The 19,236-nt window shown below is 75.2% G+C and carries 16 protein-coding genes and 3 tRNA genes; 10 read left to right on the top strand and 9 right to left on the bottom strand.

All coding sequences use genetic code 11. The annotated features are described in order from the left end of the window. Window positions 1–77: 77 nt before the first annotated feature. Window positions 78–890, bottom strand: coding sequence for an arylamine N-acetyltransferase (locus LPA54_RS14655; protein ID WP_228977593.1), 813 nt, complete (start codon window positions 888–890; stop codon window positions 78–80). A 90-nt stretch (window positions 891–980) separates the two neighbouring features. After that, window positions 981–1,760 (bottom strand): aquaporin, encoded by a 780-nt coding sequence (locus LPA54_RS14650; protein ID WP_228977590.1) that lies wholly within the window; start codon window positions 1,758–1,760, stop codon window positions 981–983. Window positions 1,761–1,953: 193 nt separating this feature from the next. Here LPA54_RS14650 and LPA54_RS14645 point away from each other — a divergent pair, with 193 nt between their 5' ends. The 6 genes from LPA54_RS14645 to LPA54_RS14620 all read left to right on the top strand — a co-directional run bounded on the left by LPA54_RS14645 (window position 1,954) and on the right by LPA54_RS14620 (window position 9,808). Beyond that, on the top strand, window positions 1,954–2,664 hold the full coding sequence (locus LPA54_RS14645; RefSeq protein ID WP_228977651.1) for a hypothetical protein: 711 nt from the start codon (window positions 1,954–1,956) through the stop codon (window positions 2,662–2,664). 127 nt (window positions 2,665–2,791) lie between these two features. After that, window positions 2,792–3,664, top strand: coding sequence for a sirohydrochlorin chelatase (locus LPA54_RS14640; RefSeq protein ID WP_228977589.1), 873 nt, complete (start codon window positions 2,792–2,794; stop codon window positions 3,662–3,664). Window positions 3,665–3,718: 54 nt separating this feature from the next. Beyond that, window positions 3,719–5,077, top strand: coding sequence for a deoxyguanosinetriphosphate triphosphohydrolase (locus tag LPA54_RS14635; RefSeq protein ID WP_228977649.1), 1,359 nt, complete (start codon window positions 3,719–3,721; stop codon window positions 5,075–5,077). 116 nt (window positions 5,078–5,193) lie between these two features. Beyond that, a complete protein-coding gene (locus LPA54_RS14630; protein ID WP_228977587.1) occupies window positions 5,194–6,471 on the top strand; it encodes an FAD-dependent oxidoreductase in 1,278 nt (425 codons plus the stop codon). A gap of 74 nt (window positions 6,472–6,545) precedes the next feature. Further along, window positions 6,546–8,444 carry a DNA primase gene (gene dnaG, locus LPA54_RS14625; RefSeq protein ID WP_228977585.1) on the top strand — a complete coding sequence of 633 codons (1,899 nt, stop codon included), beginning with the start codon at window positions 6,546–6,548 and terminating at the stop codon, window positions 8,442–8,444. A 248-nt stretch (window positions 8,445–8,692) separates the two neighbouring features. Beyond that, complete coding sequence (locus tag LPA54_RS14620; protein WP_308112848.1) at window positions 8,693–9,808, top strand: RNA polymerase sigma factor; 1,116 nt, start codon at window positions 8,693–8,695, stop codon at window positions 9,806–9,808. 51 nt (window positions 9,809–9,859) lie between these two features. On the opposite strand, the gene LPA54_RS14615 is transcribed toward LPA54_RS14620, so the two are convergent. From LPA54_RS14615 to LPA54_RS14595, 5 genes are all read right to left on the bottom strand, one after another. Continuing rightward, the gene (locus LPA54_RS14615) at window positions 9,860–10,201 is read right to left on the bottom strand and encodes a hypothetical protein (RefSeq protein ID WP_228977582.1); all 342 of its coding nucleotides are present in this window, start codon (window positions 10,199–10,201) and stop codon (window positions 9,860–9,862) included. A 27-nt stretch (window positions 10,202–10,228) separates the two neighbouring features. Beyond that, entirely contained in the window at window positions 10,229–12,154 is a 1,926-nt protein-coding gene (locus LPA54_RS14610; protein ID WP_306806500.1) for an ABC transporter ATP-binding protein, read from the bottom strand. After that, window positions 12,151–13,884, bottom strand: coding sequence for an ABC transporter ATP-binding protein (locus LPA54_RS14605; RefSeq protein ID WP_228977577.1), 1,734 nt, complete (start codon window positions 13,882–13,884; stop codon window positions 12,151–12,153). Before LPA54_RS14605 ends, LPA54_RS14610 begins: the two co-directional genes overlap by 4 nt. Window positions 13,885–14,053: 169 nt before the next feature. After that, the gene (locus LPA54_RS14600) at window positions 14,054–15,493 is read right to left on the bottom strand and encodes an FGGY family carbohydrate kinase (protein WP_228977575.1); all 1,440 of its coding nucleotides are present in this window, start codon (window positions 15,491–15,493) and stop codon (window positions 14,054–14,056) included. Window positions 15,494–15,557: 64 nt separating this feature from the next. Continuing rightward, a complete protein-coding gene (locus LPA54_RS14595; protein WP_228977573.1) occupies window positions 15,558–15,857 on the bottom strand; it encodes a YtxH domain-containing protein in 300 nt (99 codons plus the stop codon). Between the two features lie 184 nt (window positions 15,858–16,041). Between LPA54_RS14595 and LPA54_RS14590 the strand changes: the two genes are divergently transcribed. The 3 genes from LPA54_RS14590 to LPA54_RS14580 all read left to right on the top strand — a co-directional run bounded on the left by LPA54_RS14590 (window position 16,042) and on the right by LPA54_RS14580 (window position 16,492). Continuing rightward, a tRNA-Asn gene (locus LPA54_RS14590) sits at window positions 16,042–16,114 on the top strand. Between the two features lie 5 nt (window positions 16,115–16,119). After that, a tRNA-Asn gene (locus tag LPA54_RS14585) sits at window positions 16,120–16,192 on the top strand. 223 nt (window positions 16,193–16,415) lie between these two features. Further along, window positions 16,416–16,492, top strand: a tRNA-Ile gene (locus tag LPA54_RS14580). 295 nt (window positions 16,493–16,787) lie between these two features. Here LPA54_RS14580 and LPA54_RS14575 read toward each other — a convergent pair. Both LPA54_RS14575 and LPA54_RS14570 read right to left on the bottom strand, forming a co-directional pair. Then, on the bottom strand, window positions 16,788–17,171 hold the full coding sequence (locus LPA54_RS14575) for a hypothetical protein (RefSeq protein ID WP_228977572.1): 384 nt from the start codon (window positions 17,169–17,171) through the stop codon (window positions 16,788–16,790). A 140-nt stretch (window positions 17,172–17,311) separates the two neighbouring features. Next, entirely contained in the window at window positions 17,312–18,694 is a 1,383-nt protein-coding gene (locus LPA54_RS14570) for a hypothetical protein (RefSeq protein ID WP_228977569.1), read from the bottom strand. 346 nt (window positions 18,695–19,040) lie between these two features. On the opposite strand from LPA54_RS14570, the gene LPA54_RS14565 reads away from it, so the two are divergent. Further along, entirely contained in the window at window positions 19,041–19,235 is a 195-nt protein-coding gene (locus LPA54_RS14565) for a hypothetical protein (RefSeq protein WP_228977567.1), read from the top strand. Window position 19,236 lies beyond the last annotated feature (1 nt).

Genomic DNA, 19,236 nt, shown 5'->3' with positions numbered 1-19,236 from the left:
GACGTCCACCGTCCCAGGATGGCACCGCCCGGCGCGGCTCCACCGCCCCAGAGCCGGCTCGGCCGCCGGGGCGCGGTTCAGGGGCGGGGGTGCAGCGGCACGGGCACCCGGTCCAGGTCCACGCCGAAGTGCTCGCGGTAGGCGGCCAGGAGTTCGCCGTCCCCCGCCGGCTCGTGCTCCCGCCGCTCCCCGCCGTCGGTGGTGATGAGCCGGCGGCCGCTGAGCGTGACCCGGCCCCGCGCGGTCGGCAGCGAGCACAGCGGCGCCCGGGTGAAGGGCGACTCGGGCGACGTGCGGTGCCACCAGGCGCCGGCCGCGAAGTCGCGCAGGACGCGCGGCCGCGGCTCCAGCCGGTAGCGGGGCGTGCCGTCCCGCACCACGTCGAGGTCGCCGGCCGCGCCCGGCTCCGCGCTCGGGACCAGGCGGAACACGCCCGCGGGGTCGTGCTGGTCGCCCGGGTCGTCGAGCCGCAGCGGGTGGAGGCTGTGGTCGCCGAAGCCCACGTCGACCAGCCAGGCCCGGCCGCCGCCGTCCGCGGCCCGCACCCGCAGCGCGAGGTGGTCGTACGGGATGCCCGGGCGGCCGTCCTCGTCGAACACCCGGGCCTGGAGCAGCTCCACCCGGTAGCCGAGCGTGCGCAGCAGCGCCGCGAACGCCCCGTTCAACTCGTAGCAGAAGCCGCCGCGCCGCCCGTCCACGATCTTCGCGACGAGCGCCTCCTCCGACAGCACGACGTCCTCGCCCAGGTGGATCGAGAGGTTCTCGAAGGGCACCGCCATCAGGTGGCGCAGCTGGAGGTCGCGCAGGGCGGCCTCGGTGGGGCGGGCGGGGCGGTCGGCGCCGATGCGGCGCAGGTAGGCGTCGGCGCGCGCGGGCGACAGGGTGTCCATGGGGCCAGTGTCGCCGGGCGCCGCCGCCCCGCGCCATGGTCCTTCGGACCGAGGGCCGCGGACCGACGGCGGCCGGGCCGGGCGCCGGGCTCAGGCCGGGGTCCCGGGTCCCGCGGGGGCCCCCGGCCCCTCCGGGCGGCCGGGGCCGTCCGGGCGGGGCCCCGGCGGCGGCGCGGCGCGGCCCCCGTACACCACGTGGGCGAGGACCCCGCCCAGCACCGCGCCGGCGAGCTGCGCGGCGACGAAGCCGGGCAGGGAGCCGGGCGCGATCCCGGTGAACGAGTCGGTGAGGGAGCGCCCCACGGTGGCGGCCGGGTTGGCGAACGACCCGGACGAGGTGAACCAGATCGCTGCGGCCACGTACGCGGCGACCGCGACCGGTGCCAGCTCGGTGCGGCCCAGCCGCTCCAGGCCCACGACCAGCAGGACGAGCCCGGCGGTGGCGACCGTCTCACCGAGCAGCAGGTGACCGTCCGACCGCACCTGCGTCGCCCAGGTCCAGCCGCTGGCGCCCGGCGTCCGCCCGAACATCGCCTCGGCGAGCAGCGCCCCGGCCGCCGCGCCCACCAGCTGGGCGGCGAGGTAGAGCCCGACGTCGCGCGCGGGGACGGGCTCCGCGCCACGGCGGCGGTACCACCACGCGCACAGGGTGACGACGGGGTTGAGGTGCCCTCCGGAGACCGGGCCGAGCAGCGCGAGGAGCAGCCCGAGCCCGATCGCCGACGCGAGCGAGTTCGCCAGCAGCCGTACGCCGACGTCGTCGCTGAGCCCGGCGGCCTGGATGCCCGACCCGACGACGGCGGCGACGAGCGCCCCCGTACCGACCAGCTCGGCGAGCACACGCCGGTGCAGTGCCACCGCACCTCCCATGACCGCCACCGTCCCCCTCCGCGAACCACCCCGACCGTGAACGGAAAATATATTCCACTCAGCGGAAGAGCGGAACGGTGGGAGGGGAAGTGGGAAAGGGGGGCGGGAAAAGCGCGCGCCCCTGCCGACCGCCGCCTGGCACCATGCCCGGGTGCTGACCGCCGCCCTCGACAACGCCCGGTGGTGCGCCGCCATGTGCCGCGCCCACGACCTGCCGCCCGGCACCTTCGGGGACCGCGCCTGGACCTCCGCCCGGCGCACGCCGCCGCTCTACCCGGACGCCGTCACCCTCCGCGCCGACGCCACACCCGACGACGTCCTCGGCGGGGTCGACCGCACCGCCCCCGGTTGTTCGGTCAAGGACGGTTTCGCCGCGCTCGACCTGGCGCCCCACGGCTTCCGCGTCCTCTTCGAGGCCCGCTGGATCCACCGCCCCGCCGGCCCCGCGCCGGCCGCCCCGTCCGCGCCGTGGGAGCCGGTCCGTACGGCCGCCGCGCTCGCCGACTGGGAGCGCGCCTGGGGCGGCGGCGCGACCGGCGGCCTCTTCCGTCCCGCCCTCCTCGCCGACCCCGGCGTCACCGTCCTCGCCGGCCGCGCACCCGACGGCCGGATCACCTCCGGCGCCGTCCTCAGCCACGACCCCGACCCCCGACCCGGCCCCGGTAACGGCTCCGGCTCTGGTCACAGCCCCGCCCCCGACCCCGGCCACCGCACCGGAGCCGTCGGCGTGTCCAACCTCTTCGGCGAGGCCGCCGAGGCGTGGCCCGCCTGCCTCGCCGCGGCCGCCGCCCGCCACCCGGGCCTCCCCGTCGTCGGGTACGAGCACGGCGACGGCCTCGCGGCGGCCCTCGGGCACGGCTTCACCGACGCCGGACCGCTGCGGATCTGGCTCGCCGAGGACTGACGGGCCGCCCGACGGGCCGGTGAGCGGGCGCCAAACCACCCGTGACCGCCGCGCAACACCCCGGCAACCTGCCTCCGCCAGGATCGGCACCACGGTCCCATCCCCGACGGAACGCGCAGGCGCCGCCATGAGCCCATCCCACCGGCCCCCCACCCTGGTCGCCGTCGCCCACGGCAGCCGCGACCCGCGGGCCCTGCCCACCGTGACCGCCCTGCTCGACCGGGTCCGCGCGCTGCGCCCCGGCCTGCCGGTCCGGCTCGGCCACATCGAACTGAACGCCCCGCTGCTCCCCGACACCCTGGACGCCCTGCCCGCGGGCGGCGACGCCGTCCTCGTCCCGCTCCTCTTCGGCCGCGGCCACCACGTCAAGCACGACCTGCCCCGCGCCGCCGAGGCCGCCGCCCCCCGCACCCGCGTCCGGGTCGCCGACCCGCTCGGCCCCCACCCGCTCCTCGCCGAGGCGCTGCACGACCGGCTCGTCGAGGCGGGCTGGCGCGACGACGACCCGGCGACCCGCCGCCACGCCGGGGTCGTCCTCGCCGCGGCCGGCTCCCGCGACCCCGACTACGGCGCCGCCCACCTCCCCGACGGCGCCGCCCACCTCCCCGACGGCGCCGCCCACCTCCCCGACGGCGCCGCCCACCTCCCCGACGGCCCTGCCACCGACGGCCCCGCCACCGGCGGCATCCCGGCCCTCGCCGCGCTCCTCGGCGCACGCCTCGGCGGCGTACCCGTCGTCGCCGCCTACGCCTCCGCCGCCGCGCCCACCGTCCCCGAAGCCGTCCGGGCCCTCGCCGCCCGCGGCCGCACCCGGGTGGCCGTGGCCTCCTGCTTCACCGCACCCGGCCTCTTCGCCACCCGCAGCGCCGCCGCCGCGCCCTGGCTCGCCTCCGCGCCCCTCGGCCCGCACCCGGCGCTCGCCCGCCTCGTCCTGCACCGCTACGACCGGGCCCTCGCCCGCGGCGCGGCGCCCGTTCCCCCCGCGTACGCCTCCGTCTGACGCACCGCGCGCATCACCGTCACCCCCTGCGGTTACCTTCACTGCATGAACGGCATGGAAGGCACGACCCAGGCGACCGACACGAACCACGCGAACCTCACGAACCACCCGCAGCACGCCGGGGCCGGCCCCGCGTCCGGCCCGTACGACGAGACGGCCACGGAACGCTGGGCCGCCGAACCCGACAAGCGCCCCGGCCGCACCGCCTTCCAGCGCGACCGGGCCCGCGTCCTGCACTCCGCCGCCCTGCGCCGGCTCGCCGGCAAGACGCAGGTCGTCACCCCCGGAACCCTCGCCGCGTGGGACGCCAGCCCCCGCACCCGGCTCACCCACTCCCTGGAGTGCGCGCAGGTCGGCCGCGAGCTGGGCGCCGCCCTCGGCTGCGACCCCGACCTCGTCGAGGCCGCCTGCCTCGCCCACGACATGGGCCACCCGCCCTTCGGGCACAACGGCGAGCAGGCGCTCAACGAGTTCGCCAAGGACTGCGGCGGCTTCGAGGGCAACGCCCAGTCACTGCGGCTGCTCACCCGCATCGAACCCAAGCGGTTCGTCCCCGGAGGCCCCGGCGGCGAGCCCGTCAGCGTCGGCCTCAACCTCACCCGCGCCGCCCTCGACGCCGCCACCAAGTACCCCTGGCCGCGCGGCGCGCACCCCACCGACCCGCACTCCCCGAAGTTCGGCGTCTACGAGGACGACCTGCCCGTCTTCGAGTGGGTCCGCCTCGGCGCCCCCGAGGGCGGCACCTGCTTCGAGGCGCAGGTCATGGACTGGTCCGACGACGTCGCCTACTCCGTCCACGACGTCGAGGACGGCCTGCACGCCGGCCACATCGACCCGCGCCTCCTCCTCTCCGCCCCCGAACGCGCCGACATCTGGCGCGTCGCCGCCGGCCGCTACGTCCCCGCCGACACCGACCCGCAGGAGCTCGCCGAGGCCCTCGACCGGCTCCTCGGACAGGAGTGGTGGCCGCACGGCTACGACGGCACCGCCCTCGCCCAGGCCCGGCTCAAGGACGCCACCAGCCAGCTCATCGGCCGCTTCTGCCTCGCCGCCGAGGCCGCGACCCGCCAGGCGTACGGATCGGGCCGGCTCACCCGGTACGGCGCCCGCCTCGTCGTCCCCCGCGAGACCCGCAACGAGTGCGCCGTCCTCAAGGCCGTCGCCGACCGGTACGTGATGCAGCGCGCCGAGCAGGAGGCCCTCCGCGCCGACCAGCGCGTCGTCATCGCCGAGCTCGCCGAGGCGCTCGTGCGGCGCGCCCCCGACGACCTCGACCCCCAGTTCCGCGCCCTGTTCGAGGCCGCCCCCGACGACCGCGCCCGCAAGCGGGTCGTCGTCGACCAGATCGCCTCCTTCACCGACACCTCCGCGCGCGCCCTGCACGCCCGCCTCACGGCACCCCGCGCTCGGTAGGTCCTCTTCCGCACCCACCCGCCGTGCGGGACCCTCCCTAGGTGCCCGGGGCCCCACGGGGGGCCGGGGCGTAGCGTGGACAAGGACGTACGGTGCATTCCGGTGGGAGGCGACAAGTGGTCGACGCAGATGAGACCTTCGTCATCGTGGGCGGGGGACTGGCCGGCGCCAAGGCGGCGGAGACGCTCCGCGCCGAAGGGTTCTCCGGCCGGGTGATCCTCGTCGGTGACGAACGCGACCACCCCTACGAACGGCCGCCGCTCTCCAAGGGCTACCTCGCCGGCAAGGACCCGCGCGACGGCGTCTTCGTCCACGAGCCCGCCTGGTACGCCGGGGCGGACGTCGAGCTGCACCTCGGACAGCCCGTCACCGCCGTCGACCGCGAGCAGCGGGCGGTCCGGCTCGGCGACGGCGCCACGATCCACTACGACAAGCTGCTCCTGGCCACCGGCGCCGAGCCGCGCCGCCTCGACGTGCCCGGCACCGGCCTCCTCGGCGTCCACCACCTGCGCGGCCTCGCCGACGCCGACCGGCTCCAAGGCGTCCTCGCCGCCCTCGGCCGCGGCAACGGCCACCTCGTCGTCGCGGGCGCCGGGTGGCTCGGCCTGGAGGTCGCGGCGGCGGCCCGCGGCTACGGCGCCGAGGTGACGGTCGTCGAACCGGCCCCCACCCCGCTCCACCACGCGCTCGGCCCCGAGCTCGGCCAGTTCTTCACCGACCTGCACGCCGGCCACGGCGTCCGCTTCGCGCTCGGCACCCGCCTGTCCGAGATCGTCGGCCAGGACGGCATGGTGCTCGCCGCGCGCACCGAGGACGGCGAGGAGCACCCGGCGCACGCCGTGCTCGTGGCGGTCGGCGCCACCCCGCGCACCGCGCTCGCCGAGGCCGCCGGGCTCGCCCTCGTCGACCCCGCCCTCGGCGGCGGCGTCGCGGTCGACGCCGCGCTGCGCACCTCCGACCCCCGCATCCACGCCGCCGGCGACGTCGCCGCCGCCGACCACCCCCTCCTCGGCGTCCGGCTGCGCGTCGAGCACTGGGCGAACGCCCTCAACGGCGGCCCCGCCGCCGCCCGCGCCATGCTCGGCCGCGACGTCTCCTACGACCGGGTGCCGTACTTCTTCTCCGACCAGTACGACCTGGGCCTGGAGTACTCCGGCTGGGCCCCGCCCGGCTCGTACGACCAGGTCGTGCTGCGCGGTGACGCGGGGAGGCGCCAGTTCATCGCGTTCTGGCTGAAGGACCGCCGGGTCCTGGCCGGGATGAACGTGAACGTGTGGGACGTCACCGGGCCCGTCCAGGCCCTGGTCCGGGCGGGCGCGGCGGGCACCACCGTCGACCCCGAGGCGCTGGCCGACCCGGCGGTCCCGCTGGGCTCCCTGCTCCCCTCCGCGTAGGCGGGGGCGCCCCCGGACCGCCGTGCCGTGCCGGTCCGGGGTGGCGACCTCCCGGACCCCCGTAGAATCCTTGCGTGGCAGGCAGGATCAACGATGACGACGTGAAGGCGGTACGGGACGCGGTCCCGATCGACGCCGTCGTGTCCGAGTACCTCCAGCTGCGCAGCGCGGGCGGCGGCAACCTCAAGGGCCTGTGCCCCTTCCACGACGAGAAGTCCCCCTCCTTCCAGGTCAGCCCCGCCAAGGGCCTCTTCCACTGCTTCGGCTGCCAGGAGGGCGGGGACACCATCGCCTTCGTGATGAAGATCGACCACCTCTCCTTCTCGGAGACGGTCGAGCGCCTCGCCGGCAAGGCGGGCATCACGCTGCGGTACGAGGAGGGCGGCTACAACCCCGGGCACCAGCGCGGCGAGCGGATCCGGCTGATCGAGGCGCACAAGGCCGCCGCCGAGTTCTACGCCGAGCAGCTGGACGGCGCCGAGGCCGAGATCGGCCGGGCGTTCCTCGCCGAGCGCGGCTTCGACCAGGCCGCCGCCCGGCACTTCGGCGTCGGCTACAGCCCCGCCGGCTGGGACCACCTCACCCGCTACCTGCGCGGGAAGGGCTTCACCGACAAGGAGCTGCTCGTCTCCGGGCTCGCCCAGGAGAGCCGCCGCAACCCCATCGACCGGTTCCGCGGCCGGCTGATGTGGCCCATCCGCGACGTCGGCGGCGACGTCGTCGGCTTCGGCGCGCGCAAGCTCCGCGACGACGACAACGGGCCCAAGTACCTCAACACGCCCGAGACGCCGATCTACAAGAAGTCGCAGGTGCTGTACGGCATCGACCTCGCCAAGAAGGACATCGCCAAGTCCAGCCGGGCCGTCGTCGTCGAGGGCTACACCGACGTCATGGCCTGCCACCTCGCCGGGATCACCACCGCCATCGCCACCTGCGGCACCGCCTTCGGCGGCGACCACATCAAGATCCTCCGCCGGCTGCTGATGGACAACGGCTCGGCCCGCGTCATCTTCACCTTCGACGGCGACGCCGCCGGCCAGAAGGCCGCGCTGCGCGCCTTCGAGGACGACCAGAAGTTCGCCGCCGAGACCTACATCGCCATCGCCCCGGACGGCATGGACCCGTGCGAGCTGCGCCTCGCCAAGGGCGACGAGGCCGTCGCGGACCTCGTCGAGCCCCGCACCCCGCTCTTCGAGTTCGCGCTGCGCCAGATCGTGGGCCGGTACGACCTGGAGACCCCGGCCGGCCGCGCCGCCGCCCTCGACGAGGCCGCGCCGATCGTCGCCCGCATCAAGAACGTCGCCTCGCAGCACGAGGTGGCCGTGCAGCTCGCCGGGATGCTCGGCATCCTCGACACGCAGTTCGTCGTCAAGCGCGTCGCCCAGCTCGCCCGCTGGGCCAGGGACCGCGGCGGCCGCGGCCCGGCGCCCGCGCGCCACGCCCCGTCCGGCGAGTCCGCCGCGGCGCCCGTGGTCCTCTCCGGGCCCGCGCTGAACCTCCGCAGCCCCGCCCACCGCACCGAGCGGGAGCTGCTCAAGCTCGCCCTCCAGTACCCGGCGCTCGTCTCGCCCGCCTTCGACGCGTACGGCGCCGACGAGTTCACCGCCCCGCCCTACGCCGCGGTCCGCCGTACCATCGCCGACGCGGGCGGCGCGGAACAGGGCGTCCACGACGCCGCCGAGTACCTGGCGCGGGTGCGGGACGCCGCCCCCGACGACACGGTGCGCGCCCTCGTCACGGAGCTGGCCGTGGAGGTCATCCACGGGCGCACCGTCGACGAGACGTACGCGGGCGACCACCTCGTCCAGGTCCGCCTCCGCGCCGTCGACCGCCGCATCCGCGACGTCCAGGGCTCCCTCACCCGCCTCGGCGGGCAGGGCGACCCGGAGCGGTTCGCGGCCGTCCAGAACGAGCTGTGGGTCCTCCAGCAGTACGCGCAGTCGCTGCGCAACCGGGGCGCCGACGCCCTCTGACGGCCCCGCGCCCGGTGCCGCGCCGGCCCGGCGCCCGGCCCGCGCCCGGCCCCGGTCCGTGTCCACCCGTGGTCGCGCCGTCACGCACCGGTCGCAAAAAGTGGGCGCACGACCCTCGTGGCGGTCCTGTGTCGTACCCCACACTGGGGGCGCAGCCTCGGACCGGCACGGTGAACCGGCGCGGCAGGCCCGCGCCGTCCCGCCGCCGTACGCCCCGAACCGGCAGCGATCACCTGGAGGTCGCCCCCGTGCAGACCCGGACCCCGACCGATGTCGCCGACGTCATCCCCCTGGCGGGCCGGCCGCAGGACCACCCCCGAGCGCCGGCGGACGCCGTCCGCGACACCGCGCTCCCGGACGCCGCGGCACCGGCGGCGGTCGTACCGGACGACGCGGTCCCGCAGGCGGCCGCGGCGGGCCTCCCGGCGCGCTCCGCCGCGGACCCGGCCGCCGGGCCGTCGTCCGACCTGTTCCGGCAGTACCTGCGGGAGATCGGGCGCATCCCGCTGCTCACCGCCGCCGAGGAGGTCGAGCTGGCCCGCCGGGTCGAGGCGGGCCTCTTCGCCGAGGAGAAGCTCGCCCGCACCCCCGACCCGGACACCCGGCTCGCCCACGACCTCGACACGCTCGTCGTCATGGGCCGCATGGCCAAGCGCCGCCTCATCGAGGCGAACCTGCGGCTCGTCGTCTCCGTGGCGAAGCGGTACGTCGGCCGCGGCCTGACCATGCTCGACCTGGTCCAGGAGGGCAACCTCGGCCTGATCCGCGCCGTCGAGAAGTTCGACTACGCCCGCGGCTACAAGTTCTCCACCTACGCCACCTGGTGGATCCGCCAGGCGATGTCCCGGGCCGTCGCCGACCAGGCCCGGACCATCCGCGTGCCTGTCCACGTCGTGGAGCTGATCAACCGGGTGGTGCGCGTGCAGCGGCGGATGCTCCAGGAGCACGGGCAGGAGCCCACCGCCGTCGAGGTCGCCGCCCACCTCGACCTGCCGCCCGAGCGGATCGGCGAGGTGCTGCGGCTGGCCCAGGAGCCGGTCTCCCTCCACGCGCCGGTCGGCGAGGAGGACGACGTGGCCCTCGGCGACCTCATCGAGGACGGCGACGCGGCGTCCCCCGTGGAGTCCGCCGCGTTCCTGCTCCTCCGGGAGCACCTGGAGGCCGTGCTGTCCACGCTCGGGGAGCGCGAGCGGGAGGTCGTCCAGCTGCGGTACGGGCTGGTCGACGGCCGGCCCCGCACCCTGGAGGAGATCGGACGGCTCTTCGGCGTGACGCGCGAACGCATCCGCCAGATCGAGTCGAAGACCCTCGGCAAGCTGCGGGACCACGCCTACGCCGAGCAGCTGCGCGGCTACCTGGACTGACCGTCGCCCGTAGGCCCGGCCGACCGGCGGCGCGGCCACCCGTCGGCGGGGCTACCCGCCGGCCTTCCCGCCATCGCGGCGGCCGGAGCCGAAGGCGACCCCGAGGACCATGCCGACGGGGATGCCGAAGGCGATGCCCATCGCCAGGTCGCCGGTGGCCGCCCCGTACGCCAAGCCCAGCGCGACGCCCAGGGGCAGACCGACCGCGATGCCCAGCCCGCCACCGGCCTTCCCCGCCTCGCCGTCGCCCGCGGACGCGTCACCCGCCGCACCGCCGGGGGCGCCGTCAGGAGCACCCTCCGATGCGTCCTTGCGCGTCCCGCCGTCCTGCGCGCGGTCCTCCGGTGTCCCGTCGTCCGGTGTGCGGTGCTCCGGTCCCGAGCCCGTCGCCATGCCGTCCCCCTTCGTTGCCCTGCGCGGTCAGTCGACCTCGGCCACGGCCTCGGCGAACTGCGCGGCGTACAGGCGGGCGTAGGCGCCCTCCGCGGCCAGCAGCCCGTCGTGTGTGCCCTGTTCGACGATGGAGCCATTCTCCATCACCAAGATCACGTCGGCGTCGCGGATCGTCGACAGGCGGTGCGCGATGACGAAGCTGGTCCGCCCGTGGGCGAGCCGCGCCATCGCCTTCTGGATGAGCACCTCCGTGCGCGTGTCCACCGAACTCGTCGCCTCGTCCAGGACGAGGATCACCGGGTCCGACAGGAACGCCCGCGCGATGGTGATCAACTGCTTCTCGCCGGCGCTGACCCCCGCCCCCTCGTCGTCGAGGACGGTGTCGTAGCCGTCGGGCAGCGTGCGGACGAAGCGGTCGGCGTGCGCGGCCCGCGCCGCCTCCTCGATCTCCGCGCGCGTCACCTCACGGCCGGCCGCCGCGCCGTACGCGATGTTCTCCGCGATGGTCCCGCCGAACAGCCACGCGTCCTGGAGCACCATCCCGATCGAGGAGCGCAGCTCCTCCCGGGACATGCGCGCCGCGTCCACGCCGTCCAGCAGGATCCGGCCGGAGGTGACCTCGTAGAACCGCATGAGCAGGTTGACGAGGGTGGTCTTGCCCGCCCCCGTCGGCCCGACGATCGCGACCGTCTGCCCCGGTCGCACCGTCAGCGACAGGTCCTCGATGAGCGGCCTGTCCGGCTCGTACCGGAAGGACACCGACTCCAGCGCCACCGCCCCGCCCAGCCGGCCCGGACGCTCCAGCGCCGGCGACTCGGGCTGCTCCCGCGCGTCCAGCAGCTCGAAGACCCGCTCCGCCGACGCGACGCCGGACTGGAGCAGGTTCGCCATGGAGGCCAGCTGCGTCAGCGGCATGGAGAACTGCCGGGAGTACTGGATGAACGCCTGCACGTCGCCGATCGACAGCGTCCCGGACGCCACCCGCAGCCCGCCGACCACCGCGACCAGCACGTAGTTGACGTTCGACACGAAGAACATCAGCGGCTGCATCAGCCCGGAGGTGAACTGCGCCCGGAACCCCGCCTCGTACAGCTCGTCGTTCTGCTCGCGGAAGTCCCGCGCCGCCTCCTCCTGCCGGCCGAAGACCTTCACCAGCGCGTGCCCCGAATACATCTCCTCGACGTGGGCGTTGAGCCGGCCGGTCGCCTTCCACTGGCGCACGAACTGCGGCTGCGACCGCTTGCCGACCCGCGCCGCCACGACCACCGACAGCGGCACGGTCACCAGCGCCACCAGCGCGAGGAGCGGGGAGATCCAGAACATCATCACCAGCACGCCCAGCACCGTCAGCGCCGAGTTGATCAGCTGGCCCATGGTCTGCTGGAGCGTCTGGCCGATGTTGTCGAGGTCGTTCGTCGCCCGGCTCAGCACCTCGCCGCGCCGCGCCCGGTCGAAGTACGACAGCGGCAGCCGCTCCAGCTTCGCCTGCACGTCCTCGCGCAGCCGGTACACGGTGCGGTTGATGACGCGGATCGACATCCGGGTCGACACCAGCATGAGCAGCCCGGCGACGGTGTACACGGCCAGTGCCAGCAGCAGCACGTCGCCGACGGCACCGAAGTCGATGCCCCGGCCCGGGGTGAAGTCCACCCCCGACAGCATGTCCGCGAGCCCGTCGTCGCCGCGCTCCCGCACCGCGGCGACCGCCTCCTCCTTGGTGCCGCCCTCCGGCATGCCGCGGCCGACGACCCCGGCGAACACCAGGTCCGTCGCCCGGCCGAGTATCTTCGGCCCGACCACCGCCGCCGCCACGCTCAGCACGCCCGCCGCGACCATGGTCCACAGCGCGGCCCTCTCCTGCCGCAGCCGCGCCAGCAGCCGCTTGAAGGAGTTCTTGAAGTCGGTGGACCGGTCGCCCGGACCCCCCGCGCTCGGTCCGCCAGGAGCCATCAGGCCGCCTCCGCCTCGGTCAGCTGGGAGAGCACGATCTCCCGGTAGGTGTCGTTGTCCGCCATGAGTTCGGCGTGCCGCCCCGTCCCCACGACCCGGCCCCCGTCCAGGACGACGATCCGGTCGGCGTCCCTGATCGTCGACACCCGCTGCGCGACGATCACCACCGTCGCCCCGGCGGTGTCCCGCGCCAGCGCCGCCCGCAGGCGCGCGTCGGTCCGGTAGTCGAGCGCCGAGAAGGAGTCGTCGAAGAGGTAGATCTCCGGCCGCTGCACCAGCGTCCGGGCGATCGCCAGCCGCTGCCGCTGGCCACCGGACACGTTGGTGCCGCCCTGCGAGATCGGCGCGTCCAGCCCGCCCTCCAGATCCCGGACGAAGTCGGCGGCCTGGGCGGTCTCCAGCGCCTGCCACAGCTCGTCGTCGGTCGCGTCGGGCCGCCCGTAGCGCAGGTTCGTCGCGACCGTACCGGAGAACAGGTACGGCCGCTGCGGGACGAGCCCCACCGTGCGGGCGATGACCGCGGGGTCCAGCTCCCGCACGTCGACGCCGTCGACCAGCACCCGGCCGCCGGTCACGTCGAACAGCCGCGGCACCAGGCCCAGCAGCGTCGACTTTCCGCTGCCGGTCGAGCCGATGACCGCGGTGGTCTCACCCGGCCCGGCCACCAGGTCGACGCCCCGCAGCACGGGCTCCTCCGCGCCCGGGTAGCGGAAGTCGGCGCCCCGGACCTCCAGCCGGCCGCGCCCCGACAGCGCTTCCACCGGCGCGACGGGCGGGCGCACGCTCGTCTCGGTGCGCAGCACCTCCTCGATGCGCTCGGCGCACACCTCGGCCCGCGGCACCATCATGAACATGAAGGTGGCCATCATCACGGCCATCACGATCTGCATCAGGTACGCGAGGAACGCGGTGAGCGCGCCGATCTCCATCCCGCCGTCGTCGATCCGGTGGGCGCCGAACCACACCACGGCGACGCTGGAGAAGTTGATGACCGTCATCACGGTCGGGAACATCAGCGCCATCAGCCGCCCCGCGGAGACCGACACGTCGGTCAGCTCGCGGTTCGCGCCCCGGAACCGCTCGCGCTCGTACGCGTCGCGGACGAACGCCCGGATGACGCGGTTGCCGGTGATCTGCTCGCGCAGCACCCGGTTCACCGTGTCCAACCGCTCCTGCATGGTGCGGAAAAGCGGCCGCATCCGCGCCACGACCAGCCCCACGGACACGCTCAGCACCGGCACCACGGCCAGCAGCACCGCCGACAGCGGCACGTCCTGACCCAGCGCCAGCACGATCCCGCCGACACACATGATGGGCGCGGACACCATCAGCGTGAACGCCATCAGGACCAGCGTCTGCACCTGCTGGACGTCGTTGGTGGTGCGGGTGATGAGCGACGGCGCGCCGAACCGGCCGAGCTCGCGCGCCGAGAAGGACTGCACCCGGTCGAAGACGGCCGCCCGCACGTCCCGGCCGAGCGCGGCGGCGGTCCTGGCGCCGTAGTGGACGGCGCCGATGTTGCCCGCCACCTGCACCACGGAGACCGCGATCATGACCGCGCCGTACGTCAGGACGTAGCCGGTGTCGCCGACCACGACCCCCTTGTCGATGATGTCGGCGTTGAGCGTCGGCAGATAGAGGGTGGCGCCCGTCTGGAGCAGTTGGAGCGCCACCAGGAAGGCTATGGGCCGCCGGTACGGCGCCAGGTGGTTGCGGAGTAGTTGTCTGAGCACGGATTCAACTATCGCCCGCGGGCCTGTCGCGTTACGAACGGGTTTTCGCGGACCCGCGCCCCGCGCCGCCCACCCCGCGCCACCCGCCCCGCCCGCTGGGCGCCGTCCGCCGTCCGCCCCGCCCGCTGGGCGCCGTCCGCCGTCCGCCCCGCGCCGTCCGCCCCGCGCGCTAGGCGCCGAACGCCCCCGGGTGCAGCTGGTCGCGGGTCGCGCCGTACTGCTGGCGCACCGCCTGCCCCACCGCCAGCTCCTCGCCCGGCTCGAAGACCTGCGCCGCGGCGCCCCGCCAGGCGGGCGGCGTCTGCGGGCCGAGCGTGCCGTGCGCGGTGCCGAGCGCCCAGGCGGCCTGGCGGGCGGCGCCGAGCGCCGTGTAGTCGGCGGGCTGCGGCACGACGACCTGCGCCCCGAAGATCGCGGGCGCCGCCGCCTGCACGGCCGGCAGCTCCGCCGCGGCACCCAGCAGGAACACCCGCCGCACCTCGGCGCCGCGCCGGCGCAGCACGTCCATCGCGTCGGCGAGGGAGCAGAGCATGCCCTCGAACGCCGCCCGCGCCAGGTGCTCGGGCTTCATCGACTCGCGGCGCAACCCGCTCAGCGTGCCGGCCGTGTGCGGCAGCGGCGGTGTGCGCTCACCCTCCAGGTAGGGCAGGAGCACCAGCCCCGAGGCGCCCGGCGTCGACTTCAGCGCCAGCGCCGACAGCTCCTCCAGGCCCGCCACTCCCAGCATCTCCGCCGTGCCGCGCAGCGCCCGCACGGCGTTCGAGGTGTACACCACCGGCAGGTGGGTCCCGGCCGCGTCGGCGAACGCGGTGATCATGCCCTGGCCGTCGGCGAGGGCCGTGTGGTGGACCGCCATCACCGAGCCCGACGCCCCGAGCGACACCACGGCGTCCCCGACGCCGAGCCCCAGGCCCAGCGCGGCGGCCATCGTCTCGCCGGTGCCGGCGGAGATGAGCAGCCCCTCGGGGGTCACGCCCGCTGCCTCCGCCGGGCCCAGCACCTCCGGCAGCGCCGCCCGGTGGCCCAGCGCGAGCTCGACCAGGTCCGGCCGGTACGCCCCGGTGGCCGCCGACCAGTAGCCGGTGCCGGAGGCGCCGCCCCGGTCGGTGGTCCGCCGGGCGGGCCGGCCCAGCAGCTGCCACACCAGCCAGTCCTGCGGCTGGAGGACCGCGGCGACCCGCCGCGCGGCGTCCGGTTCGGTACGGGCCAGCCACCGGAGCTTCGCCACGGGGTGCGCCGCGCCCGGCACGCAGCCCACGGCGTCCGCCCACGCCTGCCGCCCGCCCAGCGACTCCACCAGGTCCGCGGCCGCGACCTGCGCCCGCTTGTCGTTGCCGACGAGGGCGTCCCGCACGGGGACGCCCTGGTGGTCCAGGGGGACCAGGCCGTGCTGCTGCGCGGAGACGCCGATGGCCTGCACCCCTTCGAGCAGCCCGCCCGCCGCGGCCTCGCCCAGCGAGAGCAGCCACGCCTGCGGGTCGACCTCGGTCGCCTTCGGCTCGAGGGGGTGCGCGGCGTACCCCTGGCGCAGGACGGCGCCCGTGTCCGCGTCGCAGACGACGATGCGTGTGGAACCCGACGAACTGTCCAACCCGGCGACTATCCCCATGAAGGAGATTCTGCCGTACTCCGACCCGGAACCGGCCCGTCGGTGACGCCCGCGCCCGCCCGGGTCAGGTGTTGCTGGTGCCCCACTCGTCCTCGGTGCCCCGGCCGCGGCCCCGCAGCGACCTGACCCGCTCGGACACCGTCTCCGGCATCCGGTCGCCGACCCGCTCGCTCACCGTGTGGTACGCCCGGCCCGCCACCTGCCGGCCGGTCTGCGTGGCCGACTCCGTGACGTTGCGGACGGCGGGGTTCTCCGAGAGCCGGCGCGCCGAGGCGCGCAGCTGCTCGTACCGCTCCCGGCCGGCCCTGGTGCCCAGGACGTACCCGACCGCCGCTCCGACGGCGAACGTGATCTTGTACCGCATGGCTGCCACCCTTCTCCGTAGGCGTCGCTGCCGGCCGCCTGCCCGCGGGGGCGGGGGTCACACCCGGCAGGCCGGGACGGTACCGATTGGCGGAGCACCCCCCAGCTTGCGCTAATGTATGTGTCGCAGCGAGCGCGCGCCGTCCGGGAGGCCCCGGGTGGGTACGTTCGGTGCAACGCAGCAATCCCCTGTAGCTCAATTGGCAGAGCAGCCGGCTGTTAACCGGCAGGTTACTGGTTCGAGTCCAGTCGGGGGAGCGCGATCCCCTGTAGCTCAATTGGCAGAGCATTCGGCTGTTAACCGGAGGGTTGCTGGTTCGAGTCCAGCCGGGGGAGCAGTGACGAGAGAGGGTCCTACGGGGCCCTCTCTCTCGTTTCCCGGGCTCCCCTCTCGGGTCCCCCTCCCGGGCTCCTCCCGGCTTTCCCCGGCGCGTCGGGAACCATCGCCGGGCCGCGGCAGTCCTCAAGGACGTGCGTTGCCGACCATCCGGAGCAGGAGATCGTATGAGCGGCTATGCTGCGGCAGACGGCGCGCACAAATGTGCGCGACGCGCCGCACGGGGCGGTAGCTCAGCCGGTTAGAGCAGCGGACTCATAATCCGTCGGCCGTGGGTTCGAGTCCCACCCGCCCCACCACGGCCCGTGGCCGCAGGAAGGATTCACCTGCGTCACGGGCTTTTTCACGCCACGGTGCACCCCGGTGGCAGCCGCGGTGTCGTAGCGACACGCCGGCGTCCCCCGGATGCCCCACGACCCCGGTGCGGGGCGGTCGCGAACGGGGCGCCCGTGGCGGCGGGGTGGGCGATCGGGCGGACGAGGAAGACGTGTGCGCGGGAGTGAGGGCCCGCACGGATCGCCGTGGAGGCCCTCACCGTGGTGACGGGGCGGCAGGCGCGGCGCGTGGCCGGGCGTCCCCACCCCGTCGGGGGCGTCAGGCGAAGAGGCGGACGCTGTTCACCGGCGTGATGTCGATCGCCTTGTAGCTCCAGCTGTGGACGATGTCGCCCGTGCAGTCGGCGCCGTTGTAGCCGAAGCACATCTGGATCTTGGCGCCCGAGTGCTGGTTGTTGAAGACGATCTTCGCGCCGACCTGGTTGCTGAGGTTGTGGGCCCCGTAGGTGTACCAGCGGTGGCTGGGCTTGCCGGCCTCCCAGTCGGCCTGGCTCTGGTACATGCACGCGTAGCCGACCTTGCAGCCCGCGTAGTCCCGCTGCTGCGCCCCCTGCTCGCCGGCCCGGGCGGTGGCGGTGCCCGCTGCGACGGCTCCGGTCGTCAGCACCAGTGCGGCGGCGCCTCGTGCGATCTTCTCGAACATGGTTGTTCCCCCTCGACGGGTTCCGGCAGCGGCGCGGTCGTCTGCGGTGTGCCGCTGTGGGGACCACGTCACCAGAGGCCCGGCCGCCGCGGTACCTCGCAGGTGCGAGGTTGACGGCCGGGCCCGCCGGACCCGGGTGGTCAGCGGCCCACGGCCTCCGCGCTGCGGGCGGGGCGCCGGTGCAGCCGGGCGAGTGCCTCCTGCACCCGGCTCACCGGCTCGTCGAGGCGCAACCGGGCCCGGGCGTAGGAGTGGACGAGCCTGCCGAGCCCGTACAGGCCCGGCCCGAGGTGTTCGAGCAGGCCGGCCGCGACGAGTTCGGTGAGGCGGTCCGCGGCGTCCTGCGGGCTCGTGCCGGCGAGGCGGGCCGCGGTGCGCACGTCGGTGTACGCGGCGGGCAGCAGGGTCAGCAGCCGCAGCAGGCGGCGCGCGTCGCGCGACACCCGCTGCTCGGAGGCGGCGAAGGAGCGGCCCATGCCGCCGCGCAGCGCGAGCGAGGCGACGACGTGCTCGTGGTAGTCGGCGAGCGGCCAGTCCGGGTGGGCGGCGACGTGCCGGCCGACGATCACCAGGGCCTGCGGGAGGTGGCCCACGGCCTCGCCGATCAGCGTCGCGGCGATCGGGTCGGCGTCGATGCGCGCGGCGCCCGCGGCGGCGCGCAGGATCCGCAGCGAGTCGGCCGTCTCGCACGGCGGGACCCGTACGCGCCCGCCGATGTCCGCGCCGCCGAAGGAGCGCCGGGTGGTGATCACGGTGTGGCCCGCGCGGGGTCCGGGCAGCAACGGCCGTACCTGCTCCGCGTCGTAGGCGTCGTCCAGGATCAGCAGCGCCCCGGTGCCCGCCAGGAGGCGGCGCAGCAGGACGGTGCGGCGCTCGGTGGAGGCCGGTACGTCGGCCATGGGCGTGCCGAGGACCCGCAGCAGGTGGCCGAGGACGGTGAAGGGGGTCGCCGGGGGCGCCGCCGGGTGGGTGCCGTGGAGGTCGGCGACGAGGACGGGGCCCCGGGCGTGGCGCGCGGTGACGAGGTGGCGGCCCAGCTCGTGCGCGAGGGTGCTCTTGCCCGCGCCCACCGGGCCCTCCAGGACCACGGTGCGGCCGTTGCCGGGGAGTTCCAGGAGGCGCAGGGCCTCGTCCAGGAGGGGGCCGCGCACCAGCGTGCCGTCGGGCGGCGGCGGGATCTTGTCGGTGACCCGGACGCCGGGGCCGGACGCCGCCTCGCCGAGGGCCGCGTGCAGCGCGCGGCTCCACGCGGCGAGCAGGTCCTGGTCGTCCATCGCCAGCGCGCGGACCACCGCGAGCAGGAGATCGGAATTCGGCCGCCGGCGGCCCGTCTGGAAACAGTTCCCGATGGTGGAGCGGGCGGGCCACTCGCTTCTCGGCCGGCCCGCCCGCCGCCAGTCGCGGTGAACACGGCGCGTTATCTCGGTGATGGACGGATTGCCGACCCTCATCTTCAACGCGCGTAGCTGGATGACGAACTCGTCAAGGGTCCGAATTCCGTCGAGTTCCGACGTCTGTGACACGCGGCCCGCTCCCTCCCCCGAAGTGTCAAGGCCGGTGATTGATGCGCGGGTGCGCGTCACCGTACCGTACGAGTCGCCACCGGAGTCAACCGAGATCCGCATGGTGAGAAGGGGATCGGCGGTTCACCGACCGTCGGCCGACGGGATGTTGGTCGGTTGGCCGGGGGCTGCGGTTCCCGCGCTCCGGTGAATTTTCCGGAGGCTTTGTATACGGCGCGGCGCGGGGGCGTTCGGGCGCCGGCGCGAGGGCCGGGAATGGGGCGGGCGCTGTTCCCGCGGCGTCGCCGGCGCGCCTAGTATCGCGTCACCGAGGCTTTTTCCGGCTGCGGGACTTCGAGGGGGAGAGATGGCGAGTTCCCGGTGGGCACCACCGCGGCAGTTCTTCGGCTTCGTGGCGCTGCTCGCGCTGTTGTTCTTCTGGGCGTATTACGTCGGCGTGCTCGCCGGCGTGGTGGCGCCCGGCCTCCACCCCGCGGGGGCGGAGACCGGGGTCGAGCAGGGGGAGCGCAGGGAGCTGGACGGGCACGGCCACGGGATGTGAC

The organism is Streptomyces sp. DH12 (assembly GCF_020873895.1).
In the GTDB taxonomy this organism is placed as follows: Bacteria; Actinomycetota; Actinomycetes; order Streptomycetales; family Streptomycetaceae; genus Streptomyces.
Note: the sequence above shows the minus strand (reverse complement) of the source record. Positions and strands in the feature narration are given on the sequence as shown.

Excerpts from the sequence above, each read along its gene's own strand:
- LPA54_RS14595 (WP_228977573.1), bottom strand. The coding sequence starts at position 15,857 with ATGCGGTACAAGATCACGTTCGCCGTCGGAGCGGCGGTCGGGTACGTC.
- LPA54_RS14565 (WP_228977567.1), top strand. The coding sequence starts at position 19,041 with ATGGCGAGTTCCCGGTGGGCACCACCGCGGCAGTTCTTCGGCTTCGTG.
- LPA54_RS14615 (WP_228977582.1), bottom strand. The coding sequence starts at position 10,201 with ATGGCGACGGGCTCGGGACCGGAGCACCGCACACCGGACGACGGGACA.
- LPA54_RS14575 (WP_228977572.1), bottom strand. The coding sequence starts at position 17,171 with ATGTTCGAGAAGATCGCACGAGGCGCCGCCGCACTGGTGCTGACGACC.
- LPA54_RS14655 (WP_228977593.1), bottom strand. The coding sequence starts at position 890 with ATGGACACCCTGTCGCCCGCGCGCGCCGACGCCTACCTGCGCCGCATC.
- LPA54_RS14635 (WP_228977649.1), top strand. The coding sequence starts at position 3,719 with ATGGAAGGCACGACCCAGGCGACCGACACGAACCACGCGAACCTCACG.
- LPA54_RS14600 (WP_228977575.1), bottom strand. The coding sequence starts at position 15,493 with ATGGGGATAGTCGCCGGGTTGGACAGTTCGTCGGGTTCCACACGCATC.
- LPA54_RS14640 (WP_228977589.1), top strand. The coding sequence starts at position 2,792 with ATGAGCCCATCCCACCGGCCCCCCACCCTGGTCGCCGTCGCCCACGGC.
- LPA54_RS14650 (WP_228977590.1), bottom strand. The coding sequence starts at position 1,760 with ATGGGAGGTGCGGTGGCACTGCACCGGCGTGTGCTCGCCGAGCTGGTC.
- LPA54_RS14645 (WP_228977651.1), top strand. The coding sequence starts at position 1,954 with ATGTGCCGCGCCCACGACCTGCCGCCCGGCACCTTCGGGGACCGCGCC.